This is a genomic window from Candidatus Villigracilis proximus (genome assembly GCF_016717045.1).
GTDB classification, from domain to species: Bacteria; Chloroflexota; Anaerolineae; order Anaerolineales; family Villigracilaceae; genus Villigracilis; species Villigracilis proximus.
This window is the reverse complement of the sequence record NZ_JADJUO010000019.1, coordinates 36,248-50,417: the sequence shown is the minus strand read 5'-3', so window position 1 is coordinate 50,417 and position 14,170 is coordinate 36,248. Positions and strand designations below refer to the sequence as shown.

Sequence of the window (14,170 nt, the reverse complement as noted above, 5' to 3'; positions counted from 1 at the left end):
CGGCTTGAGACGGATGAAGAAATCCAGTCCCGAAACCAACAGGTTCGGGACTTTTCTTCCCTGACACCTGACTTTCGACTTTCCACCTCATAATTCTCTTCGTCATTCCGCATTCTGCATTTATAATTCGCCAGTCATTTCATCTTTTCGGAGCATTCTCATGAGCAAAAAACTAACAGGCAACCAGATCCGCCAGGACTTCATTGATTTCTTCGTCGAACACGGACATACTGCCGTGCCATCGATGTCCCTTGTGCCGGGCGGGGATGGCACGCTTCTTTTCACAAACTCAGGCATGGTCCAGTTCAAAGACGTATTCGTCGGGACGGATTCCCGCCCTTACTCCCGCGCCGTTGACTCACAAAAGTGTATGCGTGTGGCAGGCAAGCACAATGACCTCGAAGATGTAGGTCGCGATGACACGCATCACACCTTCTTTGAAATGCTCGGCAACTGGTCCTTTGGCGATTATTACAAAAAAGAGGCGCTCGCCTGGTCTTGGCAGCTATTAACCGAAGTCTGGGGTTTGCCGAAAGACAGACTCTACGCCACTTGTTTCAGAGATGACAAAGGCAATGTACCGCAGGATGATGAAGCGGCAAATATTTGGAAGGAACAGCCTGGCTTCGATCCCGAGCATGTTTTATTCTTTGGGCGCAAGGAAAACTTTTGGCAGATGGCAGAGTTTGGTCCATGCGGACCGTGCTCCGAAATCCACTATGATCTCGGCGAAGAACGCGATAATCTGCGCGGCACAGACCATGTCTGCGGCGTGAATGGCGAATGCACGCGCTTCCTCGAACTTTGGAACAACGTTTTCATTCAATACAATCTCTTTGAAGATGGCCGTCTCGAACCATTGCCCGCCAAGCACGTTGATACCGGCATGGGCTTTGAGCGCATCGTCTCCGTTTTGCAAGGCGTCGACTCCAACTACAAGACCGATCTTTTCGCGGGTTCGCTTGAAGTACTGCGCTCGCTCACGGGTCACAGCGAAAAAGAAATGCTCGCCGACTTCACGCCCTATCGCGTCATCTGCGACCATGTCCGCTCCGCCGCATTCCTCATCGCCGATGGCGTCGTCCCTGGCAACGCAGGCCGTAACTACGTCACCCGCATGATCATCCGCCGCGGCGCACGCTTTGGAACGAAGATCGGACTCACCGAACCCTTCCTCGCAAAAGTTGCCGAAGCGGTCATTGCGGAATACGGCGATTTTTATCCCGAACTCGAAAAGAACAAGGCGACCATTTTAGATCTTCTGACTCGTGAGGAAGTCCGCTTCGCTCGTACCGTTGAAGCTGGTACTGCTCACTTACAGAATCACCTCGACGAGATTCGCGCATCAAATAAAACCTCCCTCGATGGACACATCGCCTTCGACCTCTACGCCACCTACGGCCTGCCCTTCGAAATCAGCCGTGACATCGCCCGCGAGCAAGGTCTTGATATTGACGAAGCAGGTTTCACCCAAGCAAAAGAAGTCCACGCCAAAGCCTCCGGCGGCGGCAAGGCCATGGGCAAACTCGGCGGCGAAGATTCTGAATACTTCGCCAACATCCTGAAAGACCTGCAAGCCAAAAAGAAACTCGGCGCCGCTGGCGTTGAGTATGACCCATATAACAGTCCGCGTGTGGAAGGTGAAGTCCTCGCTCTGGTAGTCAACGGCGAATCAGTTTCCTCCGCTTCTCTCGATGATGTCGTCGAAGTCATCCTGCCTAAGACTGGTTTCTACATTGAGTCTGGTGGTCAGGTAAATGATGAAGGTTACATCCGCTCGGCAATGATTGGGAAATCGAAGTGACCTCCGTCCGCCGTGCTGCGGCTGGGACGATCACCCACATCGGGCAGGTCATCTCTGGTCAACCCAAAGTGGGTGACAAAGTTGTCGCCGAAGTGGACACCGTCCGCCGTCACAACATCATGCGCAATCACACCGCCACGCATTTGCTTCACAAGGCATTGCATGAAATTCTCGGCGACCATGCCCGTCAGGCAGGCTCACTCGTCTCTCCCAAATACCTGCGCTTCGACTTCACCCAACCCGACGGCATGACCCCCGAACAAATTGAACGCGTCGAGAAAATGGTCAACGAAGCCATTGCCGCGGATATGCCTGTGGTCAAAGTGACCAAGTCTCTTGACGAAGCCAAGAAGGAAGGCGCGATGGCTTTGTTTGGTGAAAAATACGGCGAGACAGTTCGTACGATCTCCATTCTGGACTCAGATAGTTCGCTTGCCGAAAATGCAGGAAAGCCAAAATACTCCTATGAACTCTGCGGCGGAACGCACATCGACCGCACTTCAGACATCGGCGCATTCATCATCGTCAGTGAAGGTTCTGCGGCGGCGGGCATTCGCCGCATCGAAGCGGTCACTGGCCGCGGCGCGTACGAACTCATCAACAAGCGCTTCAAGACATTGAAGCAAGCGGCGTCTATCTTGAAATCGAATGTAGATGAAGTGCCGCAGAAAGTGGAAAGTGGTCAAAGTGAAATAGCGGAATTGAAAAAGGAACTTGCCAACCTCCGCACGCAGGCCGCTCTTTCTACTTTCAACTCACTACTTTCCACTGTTCAAACCGTGAAGGATGTAAATGTTCTCGCGGTAGAAATTTCAAACGCTGACACAGACACCTTGCGTTCACTCGCCGACAAGTTCCGCGAGAAATATCCCAAAGCGGGAGCGGCTGTCCTCGTAACAGGAGCAACTGTCATCGCGGTGGTGACCGAAGACCTCGTCAAGCGCGGACTCAAGGCTGGCGATCTCATCACCGGCATCGGCGGCAAAGGCGGCGGACGTCCCAATTTGGCGCAAGGCAGTTTGCCTGAGGGAAATGTCGGCGAGGCGCTCGGTAAATTATCAAAGATTGTGGAAGAGAAGTTGAAGTAAGGTGCACATAAAAAAACATTCCCCAGATTTCTTTCTGGGGAATGTTTTTTTATGATTGGATGAAATTTAAGGAGCCGAAGTATCGAATTCTGGAGAGATTGGCTCCTCTTGACGATCTTGAATTGTTTGCGGCGCAGCAGGAGGGGCTGCAATCGTGGTCGTGGGTTCAAAGATAAAAGTAGTTCGCCCAATCGCGAATTGTGAAGCCGCTGCAGCCCAATTAACTTGAATATAGAAATTAACTCCATCGTCTGCGGTCAACACAATGGGAGAAGATAGTGTGTAGAGACGGCACTGGTTGCCGGTGCGAGTCGTGGGGTCTGAGAATCTGAGATTTCTCCCAATGGACCCGGTGGTATGCGAATAAGTATTGATCTCAACATAATTAAGCGATGTACTTGCAAATGTATCGAAACAAAATTCAACCCCCTTGAATTTCAGACTCTTTCCGTATAGCACAGTCGGAATATCTGGGTTGATGGATAAAAAGCTTGAGCCAATAGATGATCTGGATACCTGTGTTTGGCTTGAGAAATAAGTATATGACAAAGGGTCGGTTGAATTAAAGGGATGCCAGTTCCCAAAGCCAGCGCTGACCAGAATATTGCCTGTGGATAGGGCGCTATCGGTGTAATCTTTCGCTGCGACTAGGTTGGCTGCATCCGCTGCGTTGGCTTGGGCGATTGCAAGTTCATCCAGCTTTTGCATAAAAACGGCCATTTCTGCACGGGAGACGTTGTTATTTGGGCTATATGTTCCGCCTCCAGTGCCGGTGGTGATGCCGTTGTCTTTCATCCAGCAAATGAAGGTCTCAGCCGGTGAAACAACCAGTGGGCAAGTGTACATTGGTAGTAAGTTTATGTTCATATTTTAATGTTCTCCTTTGTTCTAGTTGATAAAAGTTAACCCTGACAGAAAATGAATTGTATAGGGAATTTGATAAATTGCAATTCACTCTTTTGGGGGATAAAACACGTGCTTGATTTTTTTTATTTATTACGGAAGGGGAAATTGGCGGAGAATGAATTTGATAAGTCCATCGTTTGTAGATAATGCAAGAAGTGTGCTAAGTAAAATGGACATGCCTGCAAGGACAACCCCGCCATTTGTGTATATCCTTTTCATTAAAGATCTGTGCGTTAATGCTTGATGTCCCTGCCAAAATCCAATAACGCTGAGAGTCATTAAAGAGGGGGTGACATCTCCCAGGTAGCGCATTCCAACCCAAAAGAACATCATTAAAAGAACAAGGGCGATTACAGAATATCCGCCTAAGCCGAGGGTAAGTAGATGCAGCGGCATGGGATTGTTACTTTCCACGGAGGTTTGATTTAATTTCTTTTTAAATCCATGGATAAGGAACGGCACAATTGCAAAGACTGCAAAGGGAAAGGTGCATAACAATCCGCTAACCGGCTGCGCATTATAAATTTCCGGCACAGTATAAAAAGGAAGGACTGGGATTTCGCTTCCGCGGGTCATAAAAACGAAAGGAAACGTTGATGTAAATTCAATCGGGTTGAAGAGGTAGTTCTGTATGTTTTGAAAAATATAGGTTGGAGAGAAAAGTTCGTCATAATGATCGCGGATATTCCAGCCGGCCAGTTGATAATATAAGCCGGTTTCTGTTACTGAGCCAAAGCGGGCCCAGTTGTACCACCCCAAACATACAAAGCCGAGCATTAAAGGCAGCCCGAGCGGAATCAATGTCAGCGCGGATTTTTTGAATGACCAGAGATTGGTTTTGAAAGCCCAATATATAAGCAGTAGAGTCATAAACCCAATGGGTACAGCTAAAATCTGTCGGGAGCCGATTGCCAGCGCCCAAAAAATTCCCGCACTGGCAAGTTTCCAGCCTGTGAAGGTGGAGCTTATCATGGCAAAAAATGCCATCAGCGCCCCTGCCATAAGAAACAATTGCCCGCCTGTTATTGCTGCTTCATAGATGACAGCGCTTTCGTAGTTATGCCTTAATAACATAAGCGGCCCTGCCAGTCCCATGACAGGAATGGAAATATGAAAAAGCCATGCTGGTAAATTACGAAAGTAATGTTTCCATACCGTAATGAGCAGCCAGACTTGTAATATAAATATCCCGCAGACAAAGATAAATGTCAAAGATAGATCGCCGATCTTGTCCGGAGAGAAGGCATAGATCGCCGTAAGGATCAAAGCCGGAGCCGGCCCCCAATACATGTAGAATTTTCCTTTGTATAGGGTAAGGTCCACCGGCACATCAATTCCCTTTCGTGCAACGGGGTCGTATGGATTCAGCAGCGCTAATAATTGGGGATCAGGCTCGATGGAGAGATGGAGATTTGCATTCAAAAACCCCCTTGCCAGACTGTCATAATAATGAGTATGTGATTTCCATATACTCCATCTGCCTGAACTGCCAAACCATGCGTATGTGATGAGGACGATCAGGACGATCGGAAAGGTAAGGTATTGAACAGGAACACTTTCAATTTTGCTCTGTATTTTTCGTGCAAAAGCGTGAATTTCATCCAAATAGCGATAATACAAGACGGAACACAATACAATTAAAATTCCAAAAAACAAGAGTTCAAATCGAGATTTGCTCCACCCAGGATTTTTATCTAACCCCAAACTGTTGGCAAAAATTGCAACGATTGCGATGCTCAAGCCAAGAAAAAACAAAATGATGGATAAGATCGAATTTTTTTTCATAGCGCCTACTATACCATAAAGAATTTTATGCAATTTTGGGGCACAATAAGTTCAATAGAAACAAACGTGAAAGCTTTATTTCAGTATCATTCCGCCAAAGCTGCTTAAATAGACGGATTTTTTGGCTGCTTTATCTTTGGGGAATAATTTGAAAATACAATGCGTATTTTCAAATTCAAATTGTTTTTCTTTTTTGTCAAAATTCAACAGAATAATAATTTTCTCATCCTCAAATTTTCTGATGTAGCCAAGCACACCATTTGGCAGGTCTGTGAGCATCTCAAGTGTGCCTTCCCGCAGGGACTTTTCTTCGACGCGGATTTTCATTACGGCGCGGATGGTGTTCAGCAGCGAGTTTTCATCTTCGCTTTCCGTTTCCACGTTGATCGTTTTGTAGTTTTTATGCACGGGCAGCCACGCTTTTTGCGCGGACGAAAAGCCGGCGTTCGCAGTTTCATCCCATTGCATCGGGGTGCGGACTTCGTCACGGTTTATGGTCAGGCCGATCATGTCGAAGAGGAGGGGCGGTATATGTTTGAATTTGCGCGGAATTGGGTCCAGTGCTGTGGCGAAGGATTGCTTTAAGTTGGTCATGCCGATCTCTTCGCCGTAGTACAGGCACGGCACACAACGGACTGTCAATTGCAGCATGTGGAGCAGTTTGGCTTTTTGCAAGTCGTTCCCGAGCCTGTCAATGCTTCTGCGCCGGTCGTGGTTGCCAAAGACATATACCGGCATAAATGGATCGGGGACATGCGCTTCAATTTTCTGTATCAACTCGCGGAAATATTCGGCTGTGAATTTGAAGGTCAGCATGTCAAAATCGAATGCAAGGGTTAGTCCGTCGTTTGTTTTTGTGCCGAGAAACTTTTGGGCCGTTTCACGGTCACCGCTGATCTCGCCCAGTAGTAATTTTTCGCCAAATTCATCGCAGACGGCACGTAATTCTTTTGCGAAGGCAAAACTTTCGGGCTGATTCAATGTGTACTTTGCTTCTTGAAAAAATCCAGATGGATTGGTTTCAGTGGGTGCAAGTTGAAAGGTGAAGGGATTATCGCGAAACTCTGCGTCTTTATAAATAACATTAAAGATGTCGAGCCGGAATCCGTCCACGCCTTTGCTAAGCCAAAAGCGGACTGCATCGAGCATGACCTTTTTTACTTCGGGGTTGCGATAATTCAAGTCTGGTTGAAATGGGAGGAAGCTTGACCAGAAATATTGACCGCGTTCTTTTGCGTAATGCCAGCCGCTGCCGCCGGTCATACTTTTCCAGTTGTTGGGTTTGTCGCGCCAGAGATACCAGTCCGCTTTGGGATTGGTGCGCGAGGAGCGTGATTCTTTGAACCATTCATGTTCGGTGGAGGTGTGGTTCATCACCATGTCGAAGACGATCTTCATGCCGCGTTTGTGTATCTCTTCGATCAAGAGCAGGGCATCGTCCATGCTGCCGTATTCGGGAGCGATGTCGGTATAGCTGCTGATATCGTAGCCAAGATCAGCTTGCGGTGAGGAGAAGAACGGGGAAATCCAAAGTGTCTCGAATCCCAATTCGGTCAGATAATCCAGTTTTGAGAGAATGCCTTTTAAGTCGCCGATCCCATCGTGGTTGCTATCATAAAATGAGCGCGGATAGATTTGATAGATGCTTGTTTTGTGATACCAGGATTTTGTCATGTCGATATTTTATCAGCAATGACTTATCAAAACTGCAGATTGTTTTCACTGGGGAACTTTCACCGCAAGCGATGCGTCATTCAAATATCTTTTAGAGCAACAGACTCGAAGTCATAAAAAAAGAGTCGAATTAGGATGGAGGGCTGATGAAATAATTTGTGTACATAAGACCTGGCGGGACGCCGCCCGCTTTGGTCTGCATCTACTGTCGTTAAAAAATCTTAGGAGAAGAAAAATGAAAACCTTACGCAAAGCCGTTGGCTTGAGTGTTCTATTTGTGCTGTTGTTTTTATCTGCTTGTGGGGGTGGGGCTGCCACCGAAGCACCGCTGTATACGAATGATTATGAAGAAGCTCCGGCTGCCACTGAAGCACCTGCAATGTCTGAGCCGTTCGTGAGTCAGAATCCTGCTGAGGTGCAAAATCCGGCCCTTTCGGGCGCACCCACCCAAACGTCAAATAATGAACCGTATGATATGTTCTTCGAAGACTATGGCGTGAATCCATCCATTGATACTGAAGATGATAATCTTTCCACTTTTGCGTTGGATGTGGATACGGGTTCATATACTGTTATGCGTAATTATTTGAACGACGGAAATTTACCGCCCGCAGATTCTGTGCGCGTGGAAGAGTATGTAAATTATTTTGAACAGGGATATGCCATTCCGCCCGCGCATCAGGCTTTCGGCATCAGCATGGATGCTGCGCCTTCGCCTTTTACTGAAACCGAACGTTACGATATGCTGCGTATCGGCATTCAGGGCTATGATGTTTCTGATGAAGACCGCAAGGATGCCGCGCTTACTTTTGTGATCGATGTTTCCGGCTCGATGGATATGGATAATCGACTCGAGCTCGTCAAGCGTTCATTGGAATTGCTGGTTGAACAACTGCATCGGAATGACACAGTCAGTATTGTTGTTTATGGATCAAGTGCGCGCGTCGTTCTCGACCCGACGCCTGGTTCTAACACGGGAGAGATTCTCAGGGCGATTCGGAATCTCGAGCCTGAAGGAGCCACCAATGCCGAAGAGGGGATTCGGCTCGGGTATCGCATGGCGATGCAGGCTTATAACCCAAATGGCATCAATCGTGTGATCCTGTGTTCTGACGGCGTTGCCAATGTGGGCAACACCGAAGCGGAAGTGATCCTCTCGGAGATCAAAGGGTATGTAGACGAAGGAATCACAATGGCGACCTTCGGCTTCGGCATGGACAATTACAACGATACATTAATGGAACAACTCGCGGACAATGGCGATGGTTTCTATGCTTATATTGATGATATGGATGAAGCCAAGCGACTCTTTGTCGATGAGTTGACTGGTACACTGCAAACCATCGCGATGGATGCCAAAGTGCAGGTGGATTTTAATCCGGCGGTTGTGATGCGCTACCGTCTGGTTGGTTTTGAAAATCGCGCTATTGCTGATGATGAATTCCGCGATAACACGGTAGATGCAGGTGAGATCGGTGCCGGGCATACGGTGACAGCCTTGTATGAGATCAAGTTGTATCCCGAAGCCTATGGCCGTGTGGCAACTGTCTACATGCGTTGGGAAGACCCGGATACACGCGCGGTGACTGAAATCTCAAAGATTTTGACGCGAGCGAGATCGCCTTTGATTTCCGTGAAACTGATCCTTATTTTCAACGTGCCGTGGTGGTTGCTGAATATGCCGAGATATTGAAGGATAGTTACTGGGCTGAAGAAGGTTCGCTTTCCGCAGTTTATAAAGAAGCTGAACGTATCAGTGAGTATCTTTATCGTGATGATGTCATGGATGAATTTGTGGATCTGGTGCGTCTGGCACGCAGGATACGAGAGTAACAAGAAAACGGCTTCCTGTTGATGTGAACAGGAAGCCGTTTTGTACGTTTTTAAAACAATGTCAGGAATTTAATTCTATGTGCCTGAACTTGTATGATAGAGCTTTTTCTATTTACCCTGCGTGCTTTCCGGGGATGATGGCTCTGGAGCTGCAGGAGGAATTGCCGGTGTAGTTCCGTCTCCGGCAAATGGGACGAATTGCACAGTAATGCCGCCAGACCATACCCCGGTTGATCCGCCAGAACCGGAACCATTAGCGACCTCAAGATAGATTGTATGAACGCCAGCAGCTACTGGAATATAGGCTGTATTGCTTGAATTCCATGCCGCGTCATTGGCACTGTTGTCACCTCCATCGACGGCATAGTACTGGCGGTTATATCTCGTTCCGTCTACATTTATGTAAGTACCGCCGTCACTTTGTAAGCATGTGCCAAATAGACCAAAGGAACAAAATAAGTTCAGTGAACCATTAACGAGTAGTGCACCCTGAGCCGGAGCCGTGATGGTTACAGTTGCAAAGGCTGCTGAACTGTCAACTGCGACTCCACTGCCCAAAAGTAACTCGAACTGCGTACCTGTTGCGCGGTTTAAAGCGGCTGTATTTTTCAGCATCACTGCCATTTCGGCGCGGGTAATGTAGCTGTCCGGGTGGTAGCCGCCGTCTGCGTAGCCTGAAGAAACGTTGTTGTCTTTCAGCCAGCAAATGAAGGTCTCAGCCCAATGACTGTTGGTGTCATTGAAACAGCCAGTGGAAGCCGAGGCTTTGCCAACTATAAAGGCAGACAATACCATGGCAATGGTCAAGGTGAGAAGCAGGATCGTTGATCTTTTTTTCATACTATTCTCCTTTAAAATTTGTGGGTTCCTGAATTTACTTTGCAGGGTTAATTCATTGTAAAGTTGCTTTTTGAAAACCCCAATCCCTCTATTGGGGGATGAAAAGACGCTGATCATAGGATAAATGGGCGATTGAGAATCAAAAACAGGAATGAATATAAGTCTCATTCCTGTTTTTGATTGATTAAATAATATTTTTTCATCACCTCCTTTATTTATATTTCCAATTCTGTGCGCCCCAACTCATGGAACCCCATGTGCTGAGAGTGTAGCGGTCTAAGGATTTGTAGATCCGTAATTATTCCGGAACAAATATAAATAAATCTGTGGAACGTCATCAATCATAGCCTAACCGATTTTAAGGGAGTTTCAAAAACAACTTTTCCATTCACCATGGTCAGCGCGGATTTGGCGGTCATAATATCTTCAGACTTCAACGCAAACAGATCGTGCGTGAACAAAACCAGATCCGCCAGATAGCCTTCCTTGATCTGACCTTTTTCATTTTCCTTAAATTCAGCATAGGCTGCATCACGTGTGTAACCGAGAATACATTCTTCCAAAGTTAAGCGCTGATCGGGGTCAGTGGGTGACCACAACTCACGATTCATCGCGACGTGTAAATTGATCATCGGGTCGAAGGGCGCCACGGTCCAGTCACTGCCGAGGGCCAGATGTGCGCCCGCATTTTTGATATCACGCCATGCAAAAGAGCGCGGCCAGCGTTCGCTGCCAGTGCGTGCCGGCCACACGTCACCTTCGGACATGCTAAAGGGTGCGTGACTGGTCTGCATGGACGCGATGACTCCCAACTCTTTAAAGCGCGGCAGATCATCAGGATGGATGACTTCGATATGCTCCACCCGATGACGGCTATCCCGCTTCCCATTTAACGTTTGAACTGCTTCGTATCCATCGAGCACCCGCCTCACCGCTCCATCTCCGCAGCAATGGACGAAGATCTGCAGTCCCAACTTGTCGCAGGCGGCAGCCATACGTGTGAAATGTTCGAGTGAGAAAATACCATCAGGCTGTGCTTCTGCATTATCCGCGTATGGATCGAGATTTAGCGCGGTATATGATTCCCAAACGCCATCCATAAAGAACTTGGCCGCACCGCCGCGGGCATATTCACCTTGTATCTTCGCCATTTCAGCGGCTTCTTTGAATACTTCTTTGCTCATACCCGGTTTGATCCAGAATGGAGTATAGACTCGCAGAGTCATCTCGCCCGCATCTTCAAGCGCGGCGTAGACCATCAACTCTTCCATATCTCCATTCATATTATGCACACTGGTGACGCCGGTTGCGTTGATCTTTGCAATCGCCATCTTGAGCAGTTCGCGTTTGCGGGCCTCACTTGGTTCAGGGAGCAGGTCAGAGACCAGATTCATGGCGGTTTCGCGCAACTCGCCGGTGGCAAGTCCATTCTCATCGCGGACCACCATGCCGACCCCTGATGCTTCCTTGCCGGGCTGCAAAATTCCGGCCATTTCAAGCGCTTTGGTGTTGGCCCATGAAGTATGTCCGTCATAAGCATTGATATAAACCGGACGGTCTGAAACGATCTCGTCCAATGCCTGACGTGAAGGGATGATGCCGTATTTAATTCCGCGTCCGTCTACCCATTCATTGGTTTGGTTTTGCGCTGCAAAAGTTTGCAGCGCTTTTTTCATCATCCATATTCCTGGCTTCGTAGAGTTGCGCGCTTCCTATCCAGATCGAGCCCCACAATAAATGGAAGTGCAGATCGATAAAGCCCGGGGTCACGGTGCGGCCTTCGCCGTCGATCACGCGGGTTCGACTCGCCCTGAAATTCACTCGCCCCGTCATTTGTCCCTACGAACACAATACGATTGCCTTTTACCGCAACCGCTTCGGCCTGCGGATTGGTTTCGTCGCTCGTAAAGATACGGGCATTTTTGATAATGAAGTCAGCCTTGGATGACATTTCACTCTCCTCTTGATTAAGATTTTTTATAATAAATATTTATAGACTTCAGAGAGGCTCCGAAGTCTATGTAGTTTGAATATATATGATAAAAGGGTGGAGGTCAAGACAATTCACAGATGACACAATTAAGAGTTTATAATCACTCAACTTATGAGTAAACAAAAAGTTGTTGTCGCCATGTCCGGCGGCGTGGATTCCTCAGTAGCGGCGGCTCTGCTCAAACAGCAGGGCCATGATGTTACAGGTATGATGCTGCGCCTTTGGTCCGAACCCGGCAAGGAAGAGTCCAATCGCTGCTGCACGCCAGATGCAATGGCGCAGGCGCGGCGCGTGGCCGGTCTATTGGATATCCCCTTTTATGTGATCGATGCGAAGGATGTTTTCAAGGAAACCGTTGTCCAATATTTTCTGGATGGATACGCACGCGGCGAAACGCCAAATCCGTGCCTGATGTGCAATCGTCAGATCCGCTGGACCTTTCTATTAAATCATGCACTGGCCCTCGGCGCTGAATTTATGGCAACCGGACACTACGTCGAAAGCAGACCCCGGACGATGGACGACACGAACTTCTGCGCGCTGTTGACCATTCAAAAGATCAATCCTATGTTTTACATGTCTTAAGACAGCATCAACTTGCTCATGCGCTTTTTCCTGTGGGTGAGTTTCCCAAGCCCGAGATTCGGCGCCTCGCCGCGGACTTTGGCCTGCCGACTGCTTCGAGAGCAGATTCTCAAGACTTGTGTTTTCTGGCTGGCGATGATTATCGTAATTTCCTGAATCGTAACGCATCAGAGATGCTCAAGCCCGGAGAGATTGTCACCACGGCTGGTAAATCCATCGGTCAGCATAGCGGACTTGCAAACTACACCATCGGTCAACGCAAGGGATTAAATCTTGCATCGCCGGTTCCGTTGTATGTCATCACGAAACAGGCCGCACAAAATACGCTGGTGGTTGGCACATTGGAAGAACTCGGCTTCACAGAGTTGATCGCACGCGATGTCAACTGGCTTTCGGGTGAAACTCCGCGCGAAACTTTCCGCGCGCTGGTGAAGATCCGCTATTCGGCGAAAGAGGTCGAGGCGCTGGTCAGCCCATTGGAAGGGGATCAGGCATCAGTTAAGTTTGATGCGCCGGCCCGGGATGTGACAGCGGGTCAGGCGGCGGTTTTCTATCAAGATGAGTTAATGCTCGGCGGCGGAATCATATCTTAATCCCTGCGCGTAGCCAGAATATCATAGTGCTTCATTTTGCAATGTATTCCTTAGATCGCAACCTCAATTTCTTTCATCTTTCATAATTCACCCTTTCCCATGACCATTCCAACTCTCATCCTCGCTTTGTTGATCTCTCTCCTGTGCGGCGCGCTGTATCATTTTGCGCGCGGTGGAAATGGCTGGCGGCTGCTCCTGTATTTTGGGGCGAGTGCGTTGGGGTTTGCAGTGGGGCAGTGGATTAGTTTGTGGCAAGGCTGGACTGTATATAAATTTGGTTCGCTGGAAATTGGCATGGGTGTGCTGGGTAGTTTTCTGTTTTGATGCTTGGTGAGTGGCTGAGCCGCATCGATGTGAAGCAGGAAAGCAGTGTATAATTTTATGCCGTTATAAAATAATAATTTAAAAGAGAGTAAATAAAACATGGAAATTTTGAAAAGTTTGATCGATCTGTTTTTGCATCTGGATGAATATCTGGCGAAGATCATTACCGATTACGGTACATGGACCTACGCTATTTTGTTCGGAGTGATCTTTGTGGAGACTGGGCTGGTTATCATGCCCTTCCTGCCCGGCGACTCGTTGTTATTCGCTGCCGGCACGTTTGCGGCGCTTGGCGCGTTGAATATCTGGTATCTGGTGGCGTTGTTGATGGCTGCCGCAGTTTTGGGCGACACGGTCAATTATTCCATTGGACATTATCTGGGCGAACGCGCCTATAACATCAAATGGATCAAGAAGGAATATTTCGATAAGACCCACGCCTTCTTTGAAAAGCACGGCGGCAAGACCATCTTCCTTGCGCGCTTTGTTCCGATCGTGCGCACCTTCGCTCCGTTCGTGGCGGGCATTGGCAAGATGACCTACGGGTATTTCATTACCTATAACATCGTGGGCGGCATTGTCTGGGTGCTGCTCTTTACCTTCTCTGGTTATTTCTTTGGCAACATTCCATTCATGCGCGATAACTTTGAATATGTGATCATCGTCATTATTCTGGTTTCTGTGCTGCCGATGGTCTACGAAGCCTGGAAGTCACGCAACGAAGCAAAGGCTGAAAAGAAATAGT

13 protein-coding genes and 1 pseudogene are annotated in these 14,170 nt (G+C 48.2%); 8 read left to right on the top strand and 6 right to left on the bottom strand.

The window, feature by feature from the left end; all coding sequences use genetic code 11:
• Positions 1-160: 160 nt before the first annotated feature.
• Together alaS and IPL71_RS18845 are read left to right on the top strand one after the other, a co-directional pair.
• Positions 161-1,804 carry an alanine--tRNA ligase gene (gene alaS / locus IPL71_RS18850; RefSeq protein WP_345324307.1) on the top strand — a complete coding sequence of 548 codons (1,644 nt, stop codon included), beginning with the start codon at positions 161-163 and terminating at the stop codon, positions 1,802-1,804.
• Positions 1,801-2,892 (top strand): DHHA1 domain-containing protein, encoded by a 1,092-nt coding sequence (locus IPL71_RS18845; protein WP_345324305.1) that lies wholly within the window; start codon positions 1,801-1,803, stop codon positions 2,890-2,892. Before alaS ends, IPL71_RS18845 begins: the two co-directional genes overlap by 4 nt.
• A 66-nt stretch (positions 2,893-2,958) precedes the next feature.
• Here IPL71_RS18845 and IPL71_RS18840 read toward each other — a convergent pair whose 3' ends face one another.
• The 3 genes from IPL71_RS18840 to IPL71_RS18830 form a co-directional block, all read right to left on the bottom strand.
• On the bottom strand, positions 2,959-3,759 hold the full coding sequence (locus IPL71_RS18840; protein WP_345324304.1) for an S-layer homology domain-containing protein: 801 nt from the start codon (positions 3,757-3,759) through the stop codon (positions 2,959-2,961).
• Positions 3,760-3,888: 129 nt separating this feature from the next.
• Positions 3,889-5,220 (bottom strand): hypothetical protein, encoded by a 1,332-nt coding sequence (locus IPL71_RS18835; protein WP_345324302.1) that lies wholly within the window; start codon positions 5,218-5,220, stop codon positions 3,889-3,891.
• 438 nt (positions 5,221-5,658) lie between these two features.
• Positions 5,659-7,257 (bottom strand): glycoside hydrolase family 13 protein, encoded by a 1,599-nt coding sequence (locus IPL71_RS18830; RefSeq protein ID WP_345324300.1) that lies wholly within the window; start codon positions 7,255-7,257, stop codon positions 5,659-5,661.
• A 235-nt stretch (positions 7,258-7,492) separates the two neighbouring features.
• Between IPL71_RS18830 and IPL71_RS18825 the strand changes: the two genes are divergently transcribed.
• Together IPL71_RS18825 and IPL71_RS18820 are read left to right on the top strand one after the other, a co-directional pair.
• On the top strand, positions 7,493-8,950 hold the full coding sequence (locus tag IPL71_RS18825; RefSeq protein WP_345324298.1) for a vWA domain-containing protein: 1,458 nt from the start codon (positions 7,493-7,495) through the stop codon (positions 8,948-8,950).
• On the top strand, positions 8,923-9,090 hold the full coding sequence (locus IPL71_RS18820) for a hypothetical protein (protein WP_345324296.1): 168 nt from the start codon (positions 8,923-8,925) through the stop codon (positions 9,088-9,090). Before IPL71_RS18825 ends, IPL71_RS18820 begins: the two co-directional genes overlap by 28 nt.
• A gap of 108 nt (positions 9,091-9,198) precedes the next feature.
• Here IPL71_RS18820 and IPL71_RS18815 read toward each other — a convergent pair whose 3' ends face one another.
• The 3 genes from IPL71_RS18815 to IPL71_RS26135 all read right to left on the bottom strand — a co-directional run bounded on the left by IPL71_RS18815 (position 9,199) and on the right by IPL71_RS26135 (position 11,763).
• Positions 9,199-10,098, bottom strand: coding sequence for an S-layer homology domain-containing protein (locus IPL71_RS18815; RefSeq protein WP_345324294.1), 900 nt, complete (start codon positions 10,096-10,098; stop codon positions 9,199-9,201).
• A gap of 173 nt (positions 10,099-10,271) precedes the next feature.
• Positions 10,272-11,609: an amidohydrolase gene (locus tag IPL71_RS18810; protein WP_345324293.1), complete on the bottom strand. Its 1,338-nt coding sequence runs from the start codon at positions 11,607-11,609 to the stop codon at positions 10,272-10,274.
• On the bottom strand, positions 11,560-11,763 hold the full coding sequence (locus tag IPL71_RS26135) for an amidohydrolase family protein (RefSeq protein WP_514130814.1): 204 nt from the start codon (positions 11,761-11,763) through the stop codon (positions 11,560-11,562). The genes IPL71_RS18810 and IPL71_RS26135 overlap by 50 nt, the downstream gene beginning before the upstream one ends.
• A gap of 271 nt (positions 11,764-12,034) precedes the next feature.
• On the opposite strand from IPL71_RS26135, the pseudogene IPL71_RS18800 reads away from it, so the two are divergent.
• From IPL71_RS18800 to IPL71_RS18785, 4 genes and pseudogenes are all read left to right on the top strand, one after another.
• A pseudogene (locus IPL71_RS18800) lies at positions 12,035-12,579 on the top strand (MnmA/TRMU family protein); the annotation flags it as partial.
• A 102-nt stretch (positions 12,580-12,681) separates the two neighbouring features.
• Positions 12,682-13,101, top strand: coding sequence for an aminomethyltransferase beta-barrel domain-containing protein (locus tag IPL71_RS26130; protein ID WP_514130817.1), 420 nt, complete (start codon positions 12,682-12,684; stop codon positions 13,099-13,101).
• Positions 13,102-13,200: 99 nt separating this feature from the next.
• A complete protein-coding gene (locus tag IPL71_RS18790; protein WP_345324288.1) occupies positions 13,201-13,425 on the top strand; it encodes a hypothetical protein in 225 nt (74 codons plus the stop codon).
• Between the two features lie 99 nt (positions 13,426-13,524).
• Positions 13,525-14,169, top strand: coding sequence for a DedA family protein (locus IPL71_RS18785; protein WP_345324286.1), 645 nt, complete (start codon positions 13,525-13,527; stop codon positions 14,167-14,169).
• Position 14,170 lies beyond the last annotated feature (1 nt).

What these genes read in the sequence shown, in the direction of transcription:
- alaS (WP_345324307.1), top strand. Translation starts at nt 161, where the DNA reads ATGAGCAAAAAACTAACAGGCAACCAGATCCGCCAGGACTTCATTGAT.
- IPL71_RS18840 (WP_345324304.1), bottom strand. Translation starts at nt 3,759, where the DNA reads ATGAACATAAACTTACTACCAATGTACACTTGCCCACTGGTTGTTTCA.
- IPL71_RS18830 (WP_345324300.1), bottom strand. Translation starts at nt 7,257, where the DNA reads ATGACAAAATCCTGGTATCACAAAACAAGCATCTATCAAATCTATCCG.
- IPL71_RS18825 (WP_345324298.1), top strand. Translation starts at nt 7,493, where the DNA reads ATGAAAACCTTACGCAAAGCCGTTGGCTTGAGTGTTCTATTTGTGCTG.
- IPL71_RS18815 (WP_345324294.1), bottom strand. Translation starts at nt 10,098, where the DNA reads ATGAGACTTATATTCATTCCTGTTTTTGATTCTCAATCGCCCATTTAT.
- IPL71_RS18810 (WP_345324293.1), bottom strand. Translation starts at nt 11,609, where the DNA reads ATGATGAAAAAAGCGCTGCAAACTTTTGCAGCGCAAAACCAAACCAAT.
- IPL71_RS26135 (WP_514130814.1), bottom strand. Translation starts at nt 11,763, where the DNA reads ATGACGGGGCGAGTGAATTTCAGGGCGAGTCGAACCCGCGTGATCGAC.
- IPL71_RS26130 (WP_514130817.1), top strand. Translation starts at nt 12,682, where the DNA reads ATGCTCAAGCCCGGAGAGATTGTCACCACGGCTGGTAAATCCATCGGT.
- IPL71_RS18790 (WP_345324288.1), top strand. Translation starts at nt 13,201, where the DNA reads ATGACCATTCCAACTCTCATCCTCGCTTTGTTGATCTCTCTCCTGTGC.
- IPL71_RS18785 (WP_345324286.1), top strand. Translation starts at nt 13,525, where the DNA reads ATGGAAATTTTGAAAAGTTTGATCGATCTGTTTTTGCATCTGGATGAA.